This window comes from Paenibacillus sp. UNC217MF (assembly GCF_000686865.1).
Lineage (GTDB): Bacteria > Bacillota > Bacilli > Paenibacillales > Paenibacillaceae > Paenibacillus_B > Paenibacillus_B suaedae.
This window is the reverse complement of record NZ_KK366029.1, coordinates 317,542-337,364: the sequence shown is the minus strand read 5'-3', so window position 1 is coordinate 337,364 and position 19,823 is coordinate 317,542. Positions and strand designations below refer to the sequence as shown.

Annotated in this window: 15 protein-coding genes; 2 read left to right on the top strand and 13 right to left on the bottom strand. The window is 49.2% G+C overall.

Going from position 1 to position 19,823, the window contains the following annotated elements; all coding sequences use genetic code 11:
• Positions 1–153: 153 nt before the first annotated feature.
• From BP95_RS0125855 to BP95_RS0125845, 3 genes are all read right to left on the bottom strand, one after another.
• Positions 154–1,428 carry a methyl-accepting chemotaxis protein gene (locus BP95_RS0125855; RefSeq protein ID WP_021256188.1) on the bottom strand — a complete coding sequence of 425 codons (1,275 nt, stop codon included), beginning with the start codon at positions 1,426–1,428 and terminating at the stop codon, positions 154–156.
• 35 nt (positions 1,429–1,463) lie between these two features.
• Positions 1,464–1,880 carry a disulfide oxidoreductase gene (locus tag BP95_RS0125850; RefSeq protein WP_021256189.1) on the bottom strand — a complete coding sequence of 139 codons (417 nt, stop codon included), beginning with the start codon at positions 1,878–1,880 and terminating at the stop codon, positions 1,464–1,466.
• A gap of 78 nt (positions 1,881–1,958) precedes the next feature.
• Positions 1,959–2,759 carry a DsbA family protein gene (locus tag BP95_RS0125845; RefSeq protein WP_231515200.1) on the bottom strand — a complete coding sequence of 267 codons (801 nt, stop codon included), beginning with the start codon at positions 2,757–2,759 and terminating at the stop codon, positions 1,959–1,961.
• Positions 2,760–3,004: 245 nt separating this feature from the next.
• Here BP95_RS0125845 and BP95_RS0125840 point away from each other — a divergent pair, with 245 nt between their 5' ends.
• Positions 3,005–3,793: a class I SAM-dependent methyltransferase gene (locus BP95_RS0125840; protein ID WP_028533579.1), complete on the top strand. Its 789-nt coding sequence runs from the start codon at positions 3,005–3,007 to the stop codon at positions 3,791–3,793.
• 166 nt (positions 3,794–3,959) lie between these two features.
• Here the strand turns inward: BP95_RS0125840 and BP95_RS0125835 are convergent, their stop codons facing one another.
• A complete protein-coding gene (locus BP95_RS0125835; protein WP_028533578.1) occupies positions 3,960–5,282 on the bottom strand; it encodes a cell wall-binding repeat-containing protein in 1,323 nt (440 codons plus the stop codon).
• A gap of 205 nt (positions 5,283–5,487) precedes the next feature.
• On the opposite strand from BP95_RS0125835, the gene BP95_RS0125830 reads away from it, so the two are divergent.
• Complete coding sequence (locus BP95_RS0125830) at positions 5,488–6,045, top strand: GNAT family N-acetyltransferase (protein WP_021256193.1); 558 nt, start codon at positions 5,488–5,490, stop codon at positions 6,043–6,045.
• 108 nt (positions 6,046–6,153) lie between these two features.
• Here BP95_RS0125830 and BP95_RS0125825 read toward each other — a convergent pair whose 3' ends face one another.
• From BP95_RS0125825 to BP95_RS0125785, 9 genes are all read right to left on the bottom strand, one after another.
• Positions 6,154–8,469, bottom strand: a complete 2,316-nt coding sequence (locus BP95_RS0125825; RefSeq protein ID WP_028533577.1) for a heavy metal translocating P-type ATPase — start codon at positions 8,467–8,469, stop codon at positions 6,154–6,156.
• The gene (locus BP95_RS0125820; RefSeq protein ID WP_036592279.1) at positions 8,441–8,881 is read right to left on the bottom strand and encodes an ArsR/SmtB family transcription factor; all 441 of its coding nucleotides are present in this window, start codon (positions 8,879–8,881) and stop codon (positions 8,441–8,443) included. The genes BP95_RS0125825 and BP95_RS0125820 overlap by 29 nt, the downstream gene beginning before the upstream one ends.
• Positions 8,882–9,319: 438 nt before the next feature.
• Positions 9,320–10,258, bottom strand: a complete 939-nt coding sequence (locus BP95_RS0125815) for a PD-(D/E)XK nuclease family protein (protein ID WP_021256196.1) — start codon at positions 10,256–10,258, stop codon at positions 9,320–9,322.
• A gap of 273 nt (positions 10,259–10,531) precedes the next feature.
• Positions 10,532–11,206 carry an SOS response-associated peptidase gene (locus BP95_RS0125810; protein ID WP_028533575.1) on the bottom strand — a complete coding sequence of 225 codons (675 nt, stop codon included), beginning with the start codon at positions 11,204–11,206 and terminating at the stop codon, positions 10,532–10,534.
• Positions 11,207–11,294: 88 nt separating this feature from the next.
• Positions 11,295–14,321 carry a DEAD/DEAH box helicase gene (locus BP95_RS0125805; RefSeq protein WP_028533574.1) on the bottom strand — a complete coding sequence of 1,009 codons (3,027 nt, stop codon included), beginning with the start codon at positions 14,319–14,321 and terminating at the stop codon, positions 11,295–11,297.
• On the bottom strand, positions 14,318–15,946 hold the full coding sequence (locus BP95_RS0125800; RefSeq protein WP_028533573.1) for an SWIM zinc finger family protein: 1,629 nt from the start codon (positions 15,944–15,946) through the stop codon (positions 14,318–14,320). The genes BP95_RS0125805 and BP95_RS0125800 overlap by 4 nt, the downstream gene beginning before the upstream one ends.
• A gap of 243 nt (positions 15,947–16,189) precedes the next feature.
• A complete protein-coding gene (locus BP95_RS0125795; protein WP_021256200.1) occupies positions 16,190–17,245 on the bottom strand; it encodes a PTS sugar transporter subunit IIC in 1,056 nt (351 codons plus the stop codon).
• A gap of 149 nt (positions 17,246–17,394) precedes the next feature.
• Positions 17,395–18,714, bottom strand: a complete 1,320-nt coding sequence (locus tag BP95_RS0125790) for a Ger(x)C family spore germination protein (protein WP_021256201.1) — start codon at positions 18,712–18,714, stop codon at positions 17,395–17,397.
• Positions 18,698–19,813 (bottom strand): GerAB/ArcD/ProY family transporter, encoded by a 1,116-nt coding sequence (locus BP95_RS0125785; protein WP_021256202.1) that lies wholly within the window; start codon positions 19,811–19,813, stop codon positions 18,698–18,700. Before BP95_RS0125785 ends, BP95_RS0125790 begins: the two co-directional genes overlap by 17 nt.
• Positions 19,814–19,823 lie beyond the last annotated feature (10 nt).

Sequence of the window (19,823 nt, the reverse complement as noted above, 5' to 3'; positions counted from 1 at the left end):
TGAAGCACTTATATCTCCATCATATCAATTTCGCCGCAAATGAACATGTATTTTACATACCAGTTTATGAACAAATGTCACAAGAAAAGACTTGCATCCATTTGGCTGATGCAAGTCTACGTTCAATTGCCATTAATTAGATTATTTCCTATTTTAATTCTTAAATGCCGATGTCTGCGCCTGCAAACGAGTCGCTTGATCTCGTAGCACATCAGAGGAGGCAGCCATTTCTTCCATGACAGCTGTCTGTTCTTGTGTCGCACTCGCTACCTGACGAGTGCCTTCCGCCATCTCATTGACAATGGAAGCCATCCTCCGTGTCTGCTCCAGCGTAGTTGCGAAGCGCTCTGTCTGCTGCTCTACTTCACTTGCAATATCATGAACGGCCTTCGAAGCCTGCTTCGTTACATGTGCGATAGCACTCAGGGCATTTGCAGCTTCATCCTTCTTCGCCGCTTCAACACTTACGATGTCGACTTGCTTCGTAATCAAGCGAACAGCCTGCTCCACCTGAGACTGCATCAGAACGATGCGGTCATTAATATTATTCACCGCAGAAGCACTCTGCTCCGCCAGCTTCCGAACTTGGGATGCGATGACGGCAAATCCAGCACCATGCTCTCCTGCTCTAGCCGCTTCAATCGAAGCATTCAGGGCAAGCAAATGCGTCTGATCAGCAATTTCTCGCACCGTAGTCGAAATATCTCCAATCTGTTCCGCCTGCTCGCTGAGCCGCTGTACCGTGTCTATCGAGGCCTGTCCAGATTCAGCCGCCATCAGCATGCCATCAATGATCGACTTCAACATCTCCTCACTGTCTGCAAGCGTTCCGAGCATATCTTGAGTCATACGCTCCGTCTCTTCCGCTCTTGCCTGAACGGCAGCAGCTGAGGCGTGAATCTGTTCCACCGATTCAGCTGCTGAGGCAGTCCACATCGCCTGCTGCTCCGCTCCGCGATTCATCTCGTCAGCCGCGCAGGAGATTTGTTCGATCTGGTGAGCAGCTTGAGTCATGGCACCGCTTAATGTTGAAGTATTTTGCGTCGTAATATCAACACTGCTTTTAATTTCCGTAATCATATGCTGCAAATTGCGTACCATTTGGCCAAAAGAAGCAATCAGAACATTGACCTCATCATGGAAATGGTACGACGGTAGGCTCACATTCAACTTTCCCTGCGCCGCCTCGTCTGCCGCCTTCGTCAATTGAATAATCGGCTTCACAATGAGACGTGCTGCAAGCCAACCTAGCAAGCAGGTCCAGAATATGCCGAGCATGAAGATGATGCCGTCATACAACAGTTCATTCATTCCCGGTGCTAAGTACGGCTTCAGCACGAAGATGAAAAATCCGCTTGTCGCATAGGTAACGCCCGACACCACCAGCATGCCAACTACCATTTTCATTTGCAATCCGAATTTCATCATTTCCTTCTCCCCCACCTCGTCGACAACCCTACGCCTTATTCCTCTGGCTCGTTTTTGCGTGCGATGATCAGCAGAATCGTGATGAGTAGAAATGCAATAAACGCCAACAACGGAATTGTAATCCAGCCTTCCATATAATCGTAATTACACGGAACCCCAGAGCGGCAAGGAGTTAAGCTTGCCATCCCCGGTACCTTCTGCAGCAAATAATGATAGGTTGATACTGACCCGCCGATAATCGATAGCGGGAGTGTATACCGAACGATACTGCGGTCATTGCGGTATGCGGCAATCCCCAGCACAAGGACGAGCGGATACATGAATATCCGCTGAACCCAACACAATTTGCACGGTTCCCACAACAATAGTTCACTCATATACAAGCTTCCACAAGTTGCAATCAGGGAGATGATCCAAGCAACATATAATGCATAACGCCGGATTACAGACATATATCATTACCTCCTGATTTAAAAGAATAACACTATTAACGAACGAATCACTTACCGCTTGTATACTCGTTGTAGATGCTATTTCGCTTCATTTAATACGTTCTCGATGAACGCTTTCAATTCACTGTAGCTGTCCCATTGACCTGTAAACTCTTTGCCATTCACATACACAGATGGCGTACCTGATACCTTCGCAAGATCCTTTAACTTCAAATCCTGCGCGATAGCGTCTTTGTGCGCCTGCTTCTCAATTGCATCTTCCAACTTCGCTACATCGATGTCTGGCGACACCTGCTTGGCTAAGTCTACGAGCAATGGGGTTGTCACCCAATTGTCTTGCTCTTTGCCCTGCGCATGATAAATTGCCTCATGATAAGGCCAGAATGCTTCCGGCTTCTGACGGAACACTTCCTCTGCTGCATTCGCCGCTAAATAGGAGTTGTCAATGAACGGGTAATTAATGAAGGTGAACTTCACTTTTCCCGTATCGATAAAGTCCTTCTTCAACTGCGGGAACACCGTTTCTTCCCAGTCCTTACATGCAGGGCATTTGTAATCACCGAATTCGACAATTGACACCTTCGCCTCTGTAGAACCAAGTGTCGGCTGTCCAGTCAGATCGAACTGAACGGCAGGTCTGTTCAAGACCTCATCCTGCTTGATCTGCTCCCCTTGCTTGTTCAATACAAATATAAGTCCGAGCAGAACCACAATGGCTACAGGAATCATGAACATGAAGATGCGGTCATTACGCTTTTTATTGCTGCGTGAAGCTGACGTTGGCCGGGATTGTCCAGCAGTGGATGCTGAAGTTGAAGGTCTAGTCTGACCAGGCTGCTTCGCACGTTTGGATTTTGAAGATTTACCCAATCTATTCACCTCTTCTAACTTTTTTTCACCTTCCTTAAATGTAATGGAAAGCCGTCCATTTTTCCATTTCTTTTGTGCAAAATGAAAGATTATTTATCAAAGATTGCCATCACTTAGCAACAACCTGGTCTTTTAATAATTAAAAACTATAAAGTATATAGATATTATATATTTCACCTATATACATCCCATCTGTCATACTAATTGAAGTGGATCAATCCTATCGAAAGTAACAAAAGAGGAGGCGTTGCCTAATGTCAACCGATCATCATTGGAATCCTGTACTGTATGACAGCAAGCTTCAATTCGTATCGCAGTATGGCACAGATGTAGTAGGATGGCTCTCGCCACAGCCAGGAGAGAGAATTCTTGATGTGGGATGCGGGACGGGCGATTTGGCAGCTAACATGGCAGAGGCAGGGGCCAGAGTAGTCGGAATCGACCAATCCGTCAACATGATTGAGCAGGCACGTAACAAATATCCCTCCCTCACCTTCATCCCCATGGATATCACCGCCGAATGCCCCGGACATTACGCAGGATCATTTGATGCCGCATTATCGAACGCCGCCCTCCACTGGGTAAAGAAGCCTGAAGCAGCCGCACGCCATATCTACACCGCTCTCCGTCCTGGCGGGCGCTTCGTCGCAGAGCTTGGAGGCAAAGGGAATGTCGAAGTCATTGTCCGAGCCATCGAGGAGGTTCTAGAGCAATACTTCGGTATCGATCCGAAGCCGCTTCATCCCTGGTATTATCCGACTATTGGCGAATACAGTACTGTTCTTGAGCAGGCCGGATTTCAAGTCACCTCTGCGATTCACTTCGAACGCCCCACGTTATTAACTGACGGCGAGAGCGGTCTGCTTCATTGGCTCCATGCCTTCACACATGATTTTACTTCATCCTTATCATCGGCGGATATTCCAGACTTTATGGAATTGGTTCAAGCAAAATGCCGACCTGCTCTGTATCATAACGGTGAGTGGACTGGCGATTATAAGCGGCTCCGAATTGTAGCTAGTAAGCCGTCTCAACCAACTTGAAATCACCCAGCATGTTACAACAACTGAGGGCAAGATAACAACCTCCTTGAATAGCTTGTCAACGTGTACCTGCACATTATCCCGCTAACGTTCCGTATATAACAAGCTTCCTTCCGAAACACAATCAGCGTCGGGAAAGGAAGCTTGCATGCTGCGTTATTCTGAATCACGCACTGTGATGATGCGTAGATCCGTGTCCTGCCCCGCTCCTCGCTTGAATTTCAAGCAAAGCATCCAGCTCACTTTGAATTCGTGGGACAACGGACATTTCCGCTCCTGTTAACCAGGCTGCATTATATGGCCCTTCTACTGGACTATGCTCGTAATAGGGTCTGATCGACTGCACATAGTCATACACCGCCATTGGCACCTGATCCCCCTGTACCCAGAGCAGCGGGGCATGTTTGCCCAGATGCGCAAAAGGGGCTTGTGCGATCGCCAGCCACTCATTTCCTTCCTTCACGAAGGAGAAATTGTGGCCTGGCGTGGTTATTCCCCACCCGAACCCCGTTTTCTTGTCCTTATACTGCGCAAAGGCAATTGCCTGCTCGACTGGCGTCGCAGCAGCAATCCGCTCTACCCTTCCGAACACTGCAAGTTCATCGGTCACTTCCCGTGGAATAATGTTCTCCGAGCCAAGAATATACATAACCGCCTTCTTGCGGCGCTTGGCAAGCGCATCAGCCGTAGCCTGTGGAATTCCCTGCTTATTCACATACAAGACAGGCTCCTGCATATGTGCAATCCAATTGACCGCAGGCAGTGCATAAGCTGGTTCATCTGAGGAGACGATTATTACCGACATCGGCCGCTCCTTGCTCACTCTAGCATAATAATCATCAATCGCTGCCGCCACTTCTGCCGGCTTACCCCCAGCAATAACGTCCATCTTGAATCCGAGCTTCTTGACTTCATTTATAACTGCCCCATCTACCTTGCCTACAACGATAACTTGAACCCCTTTATTATCAGGAGCTCCCTTAGGCTTCAAGCGCTGCAATTCTGCTCGTGTCTCCTCTGGCAATCGATCTGTCTTGATATAGAGAAGAGGGCCATTGTTAGGGAAATGAATCAAATCAGCCGCAGCCATCGCAGTCGCCCACTGCTCATCAGGCACAAGCACGACGCCATTCGGTCGCTGCTCATCGATGTGCCCAGGCCATACTGTGCGAGATATGGTGACAGCTGCCTTCACATGATCATCTGTATTGATTCGGGTCATATTTTTCGTTGCGATCCAAGGGGAATGCACTGCCTGTTCACTAACCAATGGCTCTCCAGCATAAAACGCTGCTTCCCCCGAGGAGACGGTCATCGTAGATCCACATCCTGCTAGCAGCAAGCATGAGAATAGTACTCCCCAGCATATCGCTCGCATGACATATTTTCGATTTCCCATGCTCCCATTCTGCGCAGCCATCGCAGCATCCCTATTCTGTCTTGTATCCCTGTTATTCATCTGCCGTGCTGGCATCCATGCCTCATTCATGAACATATACCTCCAGTTGCTCCATCCATATCTTGTAAGGATGCCCGACTGATCCCATTCTTACTCTAGAAATGCTTCTGCTTCCGTGTTCCGTATCAGCAGTGCAAAAATCGAGGTTGATGCGATACAATAGCTTCAATATAATTACCGCCTTAGCACGAATAACTATTATGGACATAGGGCGTAAAAATGGAGGGGTATTGTTGTGAATAAAGGGTTGATTCGAAATCAGTCATTGCCTAACGGGCTCCGCGTCGTTCGCGCACTTCCATCTGACACGGAAGCCGTGATGGCGTTGCTGCATAATACTGCACGATGGCTTCACGAACAAGGCTCTACGCAATGGAATCCATTGCTTGAGGGACAAGACTCTCACCAGACTGCAAACGCAATTTTGAACGGCGATGTCTTCCTGTTCAAACAGGAAGAGCAGCTTGCTGGTATGGTGATGCTGTTAACAACGCCAAGTCCTTGGGATCGTACGCTGTGGGGGGATGATTCATTGGAGGATGCTGTATATGTGCACCGACTGGCTGTGAACCGCCATTATGCGGGTCAAGGGATCGGACGTGACATATTGGCCTGGGTCGAGAGCGGTATTGATTTCCCAGACAAGTACAACATCCGGCTCGACTGCCTTGCTGGTGTTGCCGCACTGGAATCATTCTATCGAGGGGCAGGCTTTGTGTACCAAGGAAGAACCGACAACAACTATCTTCTATTTGAGAAAAATTTCGCCTCACGCGCATCCAGAAGCTTGTAAGAGAGACCCTCAATTACAAAAAACCGCCTGCCCCTCCGAAAATGGAGAAGACAGGCGGTATATACGGTTTCTGGTGTTTACTTTTTTCAATAAAAGCAATCTCTCACGTTATTCCTCACGATCCCGTCCAAGGAGTACCGTCATACCGAGCAAGGTAACTACAATGGTTGCTCCCATATCGGATAGGATGGCAATCCAGAGTGTCAGCCAACCTGGAATCGTAAGCAGCAGAGCAATGATCTTCAGTCCCAGCGCAAGTCCGATGTTCCAGCGTACGATACGGTTGACCTTATGCGAGATTCGAATGGCGCTTGGCAGCTTGCCAAGATGATCTTGCATCAGGACGATATCTGCCGTCTCAACGGCACTGTCCGTTCCTTTGCCCATCGCAATACCTAGACTAGCTGAAGCAAGTGCAGGTGCATCGTTAATGCCGTCACCCACCATGGCGACCGGATACTTTTTGCCAAGCTCCTTAATCTTGTCGACCTTCTGTTGTGGCAACAATTGCGCATACCAGTCTGTCACGCCTACGCTCTTCGCTACTTGCTCCGCAGATTGAGCGTGGTCGCCAGTCAGCATGACCGTATGCTTCACCCCAGCGGCGTGCAGTGCTGCTATCGTCCGTTTACTCTCTTCACGAATCTCATCTGCCAATCCGAACACACCCAGCGGCTCACCATCTTGTTCAGACACAACCACTACCAAGGTTAATCCACGTGATTTCATCTGCTCTGCAGCCTCTCGCGCCTGCTGTACGCGATCAGCAGAACCGCCTTGCAGCTTATCAATGACGCGTTCGCTGCCTACCCAGTATACAGCACCGTTGATTTCAGCCCGTATGCCTTCTCCCGGTATGGTCTCACTATGCGTAGGTTCTTCGAAGGAAGTGCGTCCCTTGGCCTCCAAATGACGCATAACAGCTTTCGCAAGTGGATGAAGAGAAGCCTGTTCAATAGAACCAGCTACGCGGTAGAAGCGTTCTTCATCATAAATTGCCTCATCTTGTACAGCAGGTTCTCCCTTCGTCAACGTACCCGTCTTGTCAAAAGCCAGTGCTTCAATCTTGCCAAGCTGCTCCAAATGGACGCCGCCCTTGATCAGAATTCCGTTGCGAGCGTTGCGTGTAATTCCGCTGACGATTGCAATTGGCGATGAAAGAATAAGTGCACATGGACATCCGACGATAAGAACAGCAAGCCCTTGATAGAACCATTTATACCACTCTCCACCCATAAGAAGAGGAGGCACAAGCATTACTAGTGCTGCAATAATCATGATAATTGGCGTATAGATACGAGCGAATCGATCGATGAACAACTCTGTTGGCGTCTTCGTATCCTGAGCTTCCTGCACAAGATGCAAAATCTTTGCCAATGAGGAATCTTCATAGGCTTTATCAATACGAACCTTCAAAATGCCGTCCGTGTTCACACTGCCCCCGAACACAACATCGTTAGCCGCTTTGGCTACCGGCAGCGATTCACCAGTGATGGCTGCTTCGTTTACAGCACTGTTCCCCTCAACGACCGTACCGTCTGAAGGAATTTTCTCACCCGGCCGAACGAGTACAATGTCTCCTGCAACGAGCTGTTCAATCGGAATGGTTATACTTTGCCCATCGCGGAGTACAGTTGCCTGCTTCGGAGCTACCGCCAGCAGAGCTTCCATTGACTGGCGAGCACGCTCCATGCCGTAGCCTTCCAGCATCTCATTCAATCCGAACAAGATGGCAACGAGTGTTGCTTCCTTCCATTCTCCGATAACAACTGCCCCGGTAAGCGCCACGGTCATTAAAGTGTCCATATTGAAGCGCAGCCGCAGCAGATTGCGAAGTCCCTTCATGAAGGTGCCATATCCACTAAGCAGCATCGCGAGCAGATACATGCCTATCAGAACGCCGTTCGGCAGCGAGCTATCTAAAATAAATGTTGCAACATAGAGCAAGCCTGAGATGCCCAGCAGCCACTTCATTCGATTCATATCCCCATGACTGTGATCGTGTCCATGGCCCTCGGCTCCGTGGCCATGGTCATGTTGATGCGCCTTGCCACCTGAGTGGCTATGGGAATGACTGTGCGAATGTCCTGCATGGCTATGCCCCTCGTGGGAATGCTCATGGTCATGACCGTCACAAGCGCATTGTATGTGACCTTGGACTGGAGCACTTGCAGCACTTGCAGCAGCTCCTCCGCCTGATTCGACCAGCTTGGCGCCATCTGTACGCAATATCCGTTTTACGGCAGCCACATCAATGTCCTTGCTCATCTTGAGTGTACCGCTGTTATAGCTTAATGTGGCATCCTCGCCATGCTTCAACCGGCGAATCTCGCCTTCCATTTCCCTAGCGCAGTTGCCGCACGACAATCCATGCACCCGATATGCAATTCGTTCATCAGCCTTTTCTGTGCTCCGCGTCGTCATGACAATGCTCCTCTCTCAAGTGTTCTAGTGTCATTCGAACGAGCAACCGAATATGATGGTCACTCAAGGTGTAAAACACATTTTTACCATCCTTGCGTGATTTCGCGATGCCTAGATTCTTCATCACTCGCAAGTGATGTGAAGTTGTCGCAATCGATTGGCCTGTCAATATCGCCATGTCGCATACGCACAACTCTTCCCCTTCATCCAGCAAGCATGCCATTTTCATCCGTGTCGGATCAGATAACGCCTTGAACATTTGAGCCATGCCCTGTACCTCGTTGTCTTCAACCCGACCCTTTAAAGCATTAATTTTAACAGCGTCATAACATACAATTTCACATACATCTTCTTTATCGAGCGTATGCGATTGAATGTTCTCCAGATCTTCCGTTGAACGTTGTGCAACCATTGCATTCACCTCATTACCTATATTGTTGTTAATTTCCTTGAAGATTAAGCACGTTAATTCCGAATGATTGCATTGAAGGTGCTTTATCTGCTTAATCGTAATCATTACAATAATCAAACGAATGTTTGAATGTTTCTGTAGTTGTAGTATACACGGTTCCATTCATAAATTCAAACGATTATTTTAATGTTCTGCCAAAATACGCTCCTACCTAGCCTCAACCCTCTCACATGCTGCTTCTATTTCAAGAATAACTGCCTCTTTTCGTCAATAATAAACAGAACATTCTAGACCAATTTACACCTTAAAATCACTCATCTCACAGACTGCCCCAATTCGTATTCGTCAGTAGCAAACAGGTACGTCTTCCACAAAAAATGCAAAGACGCTTCCAAAACCACTATACTGGTGGAGATGGAAGCGTCTATATTCATATGGCTACGATACGGCCTCATTACGGTTCCCGTATTCGCATATCTCCAAAAAAGGGCAACGACGACAACGTCTAGTCTCTTCGGTCGGCTCGAATGCTTCAATCGAGAGCGGCTGATTGCGGAGCGGCTCCTCCAAGTAGTCACGCATGAGCAGCATGCTATCTATGACGTGGCGCTCTAACTCTTCCATCTCTTCTTCATGTACATGATCTTCTACACAGCTGCCGCTGAGTAGATACTCTGTACGAATATCAAGCTTCTCATAGGGAACCCCGTACACCCGGTGCACATATAATCCATACAGGCGCAGCTGCGTCTTATTGCGCTCATCCTCCTGCCCCGTCTTCCAATCTACAATAATGTACTGATCATCCTGACGGAACATGACATCCAGCTTCACATATACTTTCGTATCTGCTAACAATATTGTATTTAAGCGTTCCAGTTCCATAAGCCGGACACCCGAATCTTGTCTAAAATGCTGCACACTGAGACTGTTCAGAAAACGGTCGGCCAGTATCGGGATCCGAGCCTTAATCGTTTCAATGGTACGGGCTGGCAGTTGTTTGCCATAGTACATTTCATGCAGCATTGTGCGCTGCTTCGGAAGTTCTCTCCATGCCTCCACGTCAAGCGAGTCCGTATACGCCTGATTCAACAAGTTTCGTACTCGCCGAACGATGTCCTCAGCGTCCATCACCCGACTGGATTGGTTCATCTGCATCAATACAGCCTCTGCCATCTTATGCATCGCTTCTCCGAATACAAGATGCAGGTTGGTCATTTGCTTCAGCTGATAGGCCTGCCTTGCCAATGGCTGCGCATCTCGAAACCATCCATTGTGCGAGGCATAATAATGATAGAAATACTTGCGTCTGCACTCTTCGAACAGCACATGACGCGACGGCGACCATGACCATTCCGGGTAAGGCTTACGCTGCATGGAAATCTCCCCTCTCCCCAATTCACTCACCGAACTTCAGTTGTAAAAGCTATTATAGCATGCTCACCATACATAAAAGGGAGAAGTTATCCTATACCAGCTGTATCTCTATGTCAAGCTGCAACCACTTGACCATAAGTGCAGTACAGCAAAACAGCCTCGACCCGATTGTTCGAGTCAAGGCTGAACAAAGAGCATTGTTCCTTGTTGTTTCTTGCGATATTGTTCATCTGCATCCTGAACCGTCAGCAGACACCCTATTTCCCCCTGCTGTCAGGCCTTAACTCGACCAAGCCTTACATCCAATTCCTGAATGCAGTCCGAATGATCATAATGCTCATTCTCAATCAGCGAAGTAACCGGGTACAGTCTCATCCGTTCCGAAGCATAGGGCCTCAGTTGTCTGGCAAGCGCCTCAATCTCAGTCGAGACTGGGCGAAGCCACGCATCGGCCTCCTCTGGATCCAATATAGCTGGCATACGTGTCTCGAATTCCGCAATTAGCTCATTGGAACGCGCCATTAGCAGCGTACAAGTCTGCTGCACTCTCCCTTGTGCGTCGCGCCATACTTCGTACAATCCCGCTACGCCGAAGATCCCTTGCTTGCGAAGCACCACATGAACGGGGTAACTCTTTTTGCCTTCCTGCCGCCAATAATAGAGCCCGCTGCACGGAATGATGCACCGCTGTCGCTCTGTCAGCTTCCAGTATGCTGAATTCGTATGAATGGAATAAATATCAGCATTCAGTGAATCCTTGCCCCAGAAGGGTACCATCCCCCACCGGTATTCATCCAACACACGTCTACCCTCAAGCTCCCTAATAGCCGGCACCGTCTGCGTCGGACTAATGTTGAAGCGCCGTTGATAGGGGTAGAGCACCTGCTCAATTCCAAATGCCCATTCAATCTCTGATAGATTAGCGGAAATCGAGAGTCTCCTGCACATGTCCATCATCCTCCTCATGGACATTATTGTCTGTATAATTAGAAAAATTATGCAGACCATTCCACGCAGAAGAATGAGGACAAATCCCTTACTCCATGACATGCCGCCTTAAGGCGAACAACTCTCTCAGTTCGGTTGGGGACAGCTCTGTAATCCACTTCTCTCCACCGCCAATTACCTGCTCATTCAAAGTTTGCTTCTGCTCAATCATATCGTCAATTCGCTCTTCCAACGTGCCGAGTGCAATCAACTTATACACCTGCACATTCCGCGTCTGCCCAATACGGTATGCCCGGTCGGAAGCCTGATTCTCCACCGCTGGGTTCCACCAGCGGTCGTAATGGAACACATGATTGGCAGCTGTCAAATTCAGTCCCGTTCCACCAGCCTTTAGCGACAGAATGAAGATGCGCGGACGTTCTTCTGCTGGAAGTGACTCGTCCTGAAAGCGCTGAACCATGCGATCCCGTTCTGCCTTCGGTACACTGCCATGCAGAAACGGAACGGTCTCCTTCATGTTTCGCTCCAGCACCTCTTGCAACAGCTTGCCCGTCTCAGCATACTGTGTGAAGATGAGACTCCGCTCTCCCGTCGACTGCAGCTCATCCAGCATCTCTAGCAGGCGTGTCAGTTTGCCTGAACGAGCGGAATCCCGTCCAGATACTCGGTCTCGCAGCACAAGTGATGGATGATTGCATACCTGCTTCAGCTTCGTCAACGCAGTGAGTACTCTGCCCCTTCGTTCCATTGGATCGAGTCGATCCAGATCATCGAACAGTGTCTGCAGCGTCTGCTCATACACCGAAGCTTGCTCCGCGGTCAGAGGAACGTAGACCTTCGATTCATTCTTATCCGGCAAGTCAAGCTGAATCTCAGGATCCCGCTTCAGCCTGCGCAGCAGAAATGGCTGCACTAGTCGCTGCACAAGCTTCGTCCACTCTGCATCTCGACTGCGTTCGATCGGATTCACGTACGTTCTTCGGAATTGTGCCAACGTACCCAAATATCCTGGATTTACGAAATCAAAGATCGACCACAGCTCCGTCAAATGATTCTCCATTGGCGTACCGGTCAAGGCAATCCGGTGCTTCGCGCGCAGCTTCCGAATGGCCGCAGACTGCTTCGCATAAGGGTTCTTAATGTTTTGCGCCTCATCCAAGCATAGCGAGTTCCACATGATTGGCCATAATAACTCACGATCCATCAAGGCCAACGTGTATGTTGTGATGACCACATCAGCCATGCGAATCTCCTCTGCAAATCGCTCATCCCGAATTCGGTCAGCACCATAATGCAAATACACTCGAACATCCGGCGCAAATCGTTCCAACTCTCTCTGCCAGTTCCCAATGAGCGAGGTTGGACATATCAATAGAGAAGCTCCCGACGCTGGTTCTATTTCCTTTACTCTCAGAACATAGGCTATCCATTGTATCGTCTTGCCAAGCCCCATATCATCCGCAAGACAGGCGCCAAGGCCGAATTGACGAAGGAACATTAGCCAAGAGTATCCATCAGCCTGATACTTCCGCAGTGTTCCCTGCAATCCTACCGGCAACTCACTAGGCGGGATCGATTCATGATGCTGAAGCATGCCTAGCCAATGCTGCAACTGCTCATTCAGTTCCAGTTCAAGCTGTAGGCTATTGTCACGCTCAATATCTTCATCCAGCAGCCCTTCCTCCAGACGCTTCCGTTCCATGGCCATATGATGCTCAAGCACCTCGCCGAATGTCATCCCACCGCCATCGACTTGCTTCATCAAGCGGCGAATTTCCTTCACGTCATCCGGATTCAATTGAATCCATTGGCCATGGAGTTGAACCAGCCTGCGATCTTGTTCGATGAGCTGACGGAATTCCGCTTCACTTAAGTTCACGTCACCTACCGCGAGTCTCCAATCGAACTGAATCATCTGATTCAATCCCATCGCAGAAGCGGAGAAGGAACCTGCGGAAGAAGGAACCCTCGCTTTTAGCCGAGTTCTCATCTGCCGCACACGCTGCCACCAAGCAGGCACAATGACCCGGAACCCAGCCTCTGCTAGCTGAAGGCTTCCCTCAGCTAAGAAGCGCCAAGCATCCTCTTCGCCAAGCTTCGGCTTCAATCGGAGAGAACAGCTCTCTGTGTCCTCTTGATCTTCTTGCTTCGTTTCCAAACCTGCTTCTGTCTCATGCATACTGGTGTGTTCCGGCTGCTCCAATAGAAGCTTCCGGCTAACCCCGGAATCCTCAAGCCAAGGGGCGATTTGCAGCACCTTTCCGATATCTCGAATCAGCCTTTCTTGGAGGAATGGCTTCCATTCTTCCGGGAAATCTCCAGCAGCTGCCTTCACTTGGCTCCTGATCGCGCCATCAATCCTATACTCGCTCAATACGCATCCAATTAGAGCATTCGGATCCATCTTGTCCTGCAGCAAGATGCGAAGCGCCCAAGGCATCCGGTCCTGTTCCGGCTCATCAATACGAAGCACAACACGGAAGGGTGTCTCATCTCGGGTCCAGCCTATCATTTCGAGCCAATCTTGCTCCCCCGTCCACTGCGATGATTGCAGGGGAATGCGCAGCTCCTCCAGTTCCGGGCGTGCACGCAGAGCGGCAGCGCGCAATGAGTCTCGCTCCTGATTATCCGTTAGCAGTTCTGTCATCAACACATCGAACCAATGGACAAGCTCGGGATGCTCGATCTGTTGCGCTTGGTGAAGCAATTCGCGCTGCTGCTTCTGCTCGGATTCGCTTAGCAGCAGTTCCCAGCCGAATGCACCCGCTTTCCATTTGTCGTAAGACGGCTCATATCGCCCCTCTTGCAGCAGAGCCATATACAGCTTAGCCGTCTCACTTAGAATGCGGAAGCTGTCTCCTGATTTCAACTCTGTCCAACCTACGTGCGGCGTCATCGCTATCACCTCCAGCATTTCAGCCGCGGTAACAACAATCCCTTCAATACGCCCCTCTCCCTCTACAGGGAGCATCGTGCCGTAGAAGGAAGGAGCATGCCAACCGAACAACAGATGCTTCAGTGTTCGCACGTCCCGCCTCATTCCACTATGAAATACCAGGAATGTACCGTCGCTTCGTCTCAAGCATTCCACGTTCCAAGGCGATTGTTCGATCATGTAAGCAGTGCCCCTCCTCTCAACTCTTCTTGAAATGCTCTTAACCGAGAATACCGTTCCAGCAAGTTATCCATGTACCTCTCCCACGTCGAAAGAGAGCCCTTGCGTTCATACATCGAACGCAGCTCATGCAGCAAGGTAACCGCTATCCTGTATTGATCGCGATTGCGTTCCTCAATATGCCGTTCAATGGCCTGATGATATAACGGCAGCAGCATGTCTGGCGCCGCGGCAGCGACTTGCCTCCATTCAGTCGTATCTGCCTCCCCCGGCGATATGCGGCGTGCGATCTGAATATCAGCCCAATCACGATATCTTCCCTGCTCTAGGAGGAAAGAAGACAGATACGGGTATATACCAGGCAGCAGTGCCAGCAACAGCGAATCAAGTTCTTGATGCATACCTACGTGTGCATCATAAGCCTGTTTCCACAACATCCAATACCGTTCCAAATGCTCTCGTTGGCGGGATTGGCTGACCATCGGAGCCAGCGCCTTCAACCACATCAGCAGCTTCTCGTGATCTCCACTGTGCATCCGAGCGTTAGCATACTGTACAAAGCGCTCAGGTTCATTATAGAAAGTAAGCGAATGCACATGAGCGATTGCATCCTCGTCACAGCCAAGCAACGATTCAATATGGATAAGCGCGACCCGAATTGAATCACGCAGGCGGGGACGAAGCTCGGATAACGGCTTCAACCTCTCCTTAAGCCGTGTACGCTCAAGCTGCAGCTCTTCGGGATCGTTCAATACCCCCGACCACACGAGTGCAAAGGCAGCTAGTCTATCTACAGGGGACTCCTCTTCAGATAGCGCCACCTGCTCTGCCACGACACCTAAGTGACGAAGATGCTCCTTAAAGGCCTTTGGTAGCTTTGAGCCTGCGAAGCGGCGGCTTAATTCTGTAAGCTCCTCCATACAAGGACGAACAGCATCATCCGCGGATATATCGCGAGAATGGTAGCCTCGTGCAGCTTGCGTATAGCGCTCAGCCAATTGCTGAATCAAGAACAACTGCACATGCATGCGCAGCAGCGTCCGCACCGGCTCAGCCATCGCTTCGCTGTCACGATACAGCTGCTCCTTAACCCACTTGGTAATATCCACGACAGAGGATTGGAAGTCTGTAAACGGCCGTGCGTATTTTCTATGAAATAAGAGATGCCAGTCCTTGGCGGAAGCATCTGCTGATAAGGTCATCTGACTCGCTCTAACGCGGCGTTCCCGTTCGGCCTTCTGTTTTTCACGCTTGCGAGCAGCCGTACGTTGTCTCTCAAGCTCAATGAAGGCTTGACGGAAATCAGACAGGTACAGTTCAGGCTTCTTCCCTGCTGCCTCGCATAATTGAAAGAACAGCGCCGCCCTATGCTTGCACTCATTCCCAGTTCGGCAAGTGCAAGTACTCGCCTCGACACGTTTCATATGGAGGCTCACATGATAGCGTTCCGTCTCATGCACTTCAGCCCTGATTACCCGAGCTTTTCCCGCGTCCTCATGAACATGGGATACTGCATTCTTGCGGTAATAGCGCCATCCCTGCTCCAGCGTCGCGTACGAATAGTGCTCCTTCATTTGACCGGCTAAGCGGTTGATGTCGTCCACAGATACGTCCGGTTGCTGCAACGTCAATACCCTCCATTACTGCGGCAATGCTCTTCCAAGACCTGTCCGATCGCAAGCATCCGCGAAATTCTGTATCCTTTCAGTTTACACAAAAAAACGGGAATATAGAAGAAAAAGAGCGTCTCCCATGTGGAAACACTCTCAATCGATCAGATCCGCAAGTTCCTCCCTCGCCTGATTAACGTATATCATGCCTTGTAGATTGGGGGTGTTCAAGTCATCATGATCCTGCTTCTCCCCGATTTATATTGCTGATTCACTGGTTGAATCAACCTGAATAGGATGTGTGCCCCGAACCTCAGCCACCGTACGAATCGGATACTGACGGAACAGAATCGAGCCAAGAAATCCTGCTCCAGCTCCGGCTAATGCACATAACACGGCTGTAATCGTAACCCTAACAGGATCATTGAAACCGTACATCACCATAAGCCCCGCAATCGGTGTTGCAGTCCCTGTCGCATCATTGACCAGCCCGAAGAGCGCCACGACCACCCCAGCGGCTGCACCCCCGATGAAGTTCGTGACATACACCGGGATTGGGTTGGCTGAGATCAGATCCGCTTGTGTCAGTGGTTCAATAGCGACTGCAAGTGTTGTACGACGGTCACCGAACTTCATGCGATGGAAGAACACGAAGTTCATAAATGATGACCCCATTACGGACAAGGCTCCGATTGCCATCGGCAATCCTGTTAAGCCGAGCATAGCCGTTAAGGCCATGGAGCTAAGTGGTGCAGTCGCAACGACTGTAATCACACCACCCAAAATAATGCCCATAATAATCGGATTATTGGTAGCCGTAGCCGAAATAATGCTGCCAATGTTGAGCAGCGTCGCATCTACGATAGGACTTATGAACTTCGCCAAATAACGCACCAGTGGCGCAGCGACCACAATACAGGCGATAAGATCAAGTCCCGCCGGCACCTTCCGCTCGAATACTTTAACCAGGAACGAGACGACGTATCCCGCGATAAAGCCAGGAAGCAGCCCCTGTCCGCCACATGCAACACCCAGCATAAGCGCATACACAGGCGACACTCCCATTGCCAGAGAAACCAGTGCAGCGGCAGCCACGCCTCCCATGCCGCCGGCTGTCACCCCTACCTCTCTTAAAAATTCCAGCTGCAGCATATCGCCGCCAACATAGCGCTGGAATGCTTCAACCAAGAAGCTGGCAACTGCAGCATTCGCCAAGGCTCCCATCGCCTTCATTCCGTTAGGTGCTTTGAAGCTGAACAAACTAAATAAAGAAAGGACAAGTAACAGCAAGGCTGTCCCTTGAATGATTTGCATCTTCTCTCCCCCAATGCACGTGCTGCGGCAAATCATGTGTGTAAACATGTATTTTGAATCCGAAAGACTATATGTGCATTCATTGTAACAATTGGAGAGCAGGATTTTCACTGTATATAATACCCAACCTACGAATTGATAGAACCCGACTAACCCTCCTGCCCTTCTACTTGCCGCGCTCTCATATTCGTCGTTCCAAATTCTCTAATTGTTACTTGGACATCATAACGTATCGGTGTCGTCGCGAACGTTTCATCCCATGTCTTCTTCTCTTTCTCCCACAGGCGAGGATATGCGATGCGCAGCTTATCGCTAAACCCTAGCACGTCTGCGTGGTATTTCTTTTGCAGCTTATCCAGCAATTTGGTCACCAGTTCTTTAATCTGCTTCTCAGCATCATCTTCTAAGCGACGAATAAACTTATTGTCAAAGTCATTGCCATCGCTAATCATCTGCTCGCCTAACCGACCGTCCGACTTTACTTTTACATCGAAAGAAATGCGGCCATTTTCAACATGCGGTGTAATTTGACTTTTCACGTTGGTAATTTCATATACAGTTACTTGGTTGGTGATGATGTCCTTACTTTTTACTACACCGCCCTTGCTACCGCCCAGAACCCAGTTCACCGCTTCCATATCCTCTTCGTCAAGATAGCCAAGCTGCTTGCCTGTACTGCCTGATATAATGGAAGCTCCCGACAGCTTCAGCTCCCCTTTGGCCGTGACGACATTCTGTATCATGAAACTGGTCATCAAATTCAACTTCTCCAGCAAGTTGGTGAGAGACAAGGGCTTCAATAAACGATTCGTTCGATAGTGATTATCAGATATCCCTAACAAGCGAAAGGCTGGAACGTCTCCCGGGAGATTTACATCTAATACCTCTTTCCCTGTTCCCCGGCTAATATAAACCAAGCAGCTAGGACGAAATTCCTGCTCCCTCATAAAGAAGTCAAGTACATCTCGCAAATTCAGTTGCTGCGCCAAGCCAGAACCGATGACCAGCGCTTTGTAGTGCTGTCCGAATATTGGATTCGTTTCCTTCAAGGAAGTCTCTCTCGAAATCTGATATAAAGAATCCCCAGACAGGGACACATTTCGATATTTTCTCTTGCTTCCTGATGCATCTTGCCCTGAAGACTGCTCTGGCTTCGCCATTTGATACGTTAATGTAATCCTCTGATTACGCGGATAATCTGCACCCTTTTTCTCAAATTCTTGCTCCTCTGACGAGATGTGGCCAATGTCCAACGCTGCAGCTACTGTAATGTTCAAATCTTCTATTTCTCTTCGGCTCCAGCACCCACTGAGCAGCAGGATGCTAAGTGAGATGATCGCAATGCGCATAGCTGTCAGCTTGCATCTCCTTGGCTTATCCTCCCGCAAATGCCCACCTGATTGTGCAGCATCTAAGACAACATTGCAGCAACGATTGGATACGTTCTGACACTTATTGTTCCTGCTCATCGCTTGCCATTCTCCTTCTCAACTTCACAATCATTAACAAAATAATAGGTAATATCCCGAACATCACCATGGCTGCGTCACCTATACGATCTCCCATAGAGAAGAGATCATTAATATTTCTTGGAGACATAGAGGTAATATAGATAACCGGAATAAGCAAGTACAGCATCGGACGAATATTCTTATTTGTCATTCGTGCCATGCCAAGCGCAGCCGCATAATGTGTAATCGCATATGTAGTAAAGATCTGAATAACCCAAATGACCAGCAGCAACGATTCATATCGTTCAAATAAGATCCCCGGATATTCGAAGCTGCGGAACAGCGTGATCGTAGGCCAGGTACGGCTGATAACACCAGCAATGGATAAAGATCCAACTGTCATCACTACAGTAACCACGTAAAAAAGCATCGGAATGAGAATGCCAATTACAACTGCACGAACAGCCTTCTTCGGAGTTGACATATATGCCTGCAGTACGAGCAATATTTCAAAGCCGGAGAAAGAAAGTCCTGTCGTCTTCACACCATTCAATACAGGGCCTATCCCTTGCCCTAGCACTGGCCTTAAATTATTCACGTCAAATATTTTAAAGCTTAGCAGAGCCAAGCCCGTAATAATCAGAATCGTCAGCGGAAATACGATTTCGAAGAAGCGAGCAATTGCGGCTACCCCACCGACCATGATATATATGCCCACCCACAGGAAGGAGATAATCACCACCCAGCGTGGAGTACCTTCAAGCAAATACAAGTTCATTACTTCCGACATGGCTCGCACCATATTACCGGATGTCGCGATGAAATAAATAATGATCGACACATTCAGCACGATCCCTAGCCATTTCCCTACAATCAGCTGACTGTATTCATAAATGGTCTTACCTGGGAATTGCTGACTGAGCTTCGCTACAATAATGCCTGCTATCATAGCAACAAGGCCGCCGAGAATGACGGTCAGCCATATATCCGGTGTCTTCACCTTCTCCGCTGCTGCTCGGGGGAGCGTTAGAATCCCCACTCCCAGTATATAATTGGCTACAAATACAGCCGCCTGCTGTGTCGTAATTTTCTCACTCGATCCAATTGATTGACTCATGGTTCTCTAC

What these genes read in the sequence shown, in the direction of transcription:
- BP95_RS0125855 (WP_021256188.1), bottom strand. Translation starts at nt 1,428, where the DNA reads ATGATGAAATTCGGATTGCAAATGAAAATGGTAGTTGGCATGCTGGTG.
- BP95_RS0125850 (WP_021256189.1), bottom strand. Translation starts at nt 1,880, where the DNA reads ATGTCTGTAATCCGGCGTTATGCATTATATGTTGCTTGGATCATCTCC.
- BP95_RS0125840 (WP_028533579.1), top strand. Translation starts at nt 3,005, where the DNA reads ATGTCAACCGATCATCATTGGAATCCTGTACTGTATGACAGCAAGCTT.
- BP95_RS0125835 (WP_028533578.1), bottom strand. Translation starts at nt 5,282, where the DNA reads ATGAATGAGGCATGGATGCCAGCACGGCAGATGAATAACAGGGATACA.
- BP95_RS0125825 (WP_028533577.1), bottom strand. Translation starts at nt 8,469, where the DNA reads ATGACGACGCGGAGCACAGAAAAGGCTGATGAACGAATTGCATATCGG.
- BP95_RS0125820 (WP_036592279.1), bottom strand. Translation starts at nt 8,881, where the DNA reads ATGGTTGCACAACGTTCAACGGAAGATCTGGAGAACATTCAATCGCAT.
- BP95_RS0125815 (WP_021256196.1), bottom strand. Translation starts at nt 10,258, where the DNA reads ATGCAGCGTAAGCCTTACCCGGAATGGTCATGGTCGCCGTCGCGTCAT.
- BP95_RS0125810 (WP_028533575.1), bottom strand. Translation starts at nt 11,206, where the DNA reads ATGTGCAGGAGACTCTCGATTTCCGCTAATCTATCAGAGATTGAATGG.
- BP95_RS0125805 (WP_028533574.1), bottom strand. Translation starts at nt 14,321, where the DNA reads ATGATCGAACAATCGCCTTGGAACGTGGAATGCTTGAGACGAAGCGAC.
- BP95_RS0125795 (WP_021256200.1), bottom strand. Translation starts at nt 17,245, where the DNA reads ATGCAAATCATTCAAGGGACAGCCTTGCTGTTACTTGTCCTTTCTTTA.
- BP95_RS0125790 (WP_021256201.1), bottom strand. Translation starts at nt 18,714, where the DNA reads ATGAGCAGGAACAATAAGTGTCAGAACGTATCCAATCGTTGCTGCAAT.
- BP95_RS0125785 (WP_021256202.1), bottom strand. Translation starts at nt 19,813, where the DNA reads ATGAGTCAATCAATTGGATCGAGTGAGAAAATTACGACACAGCAGGCG.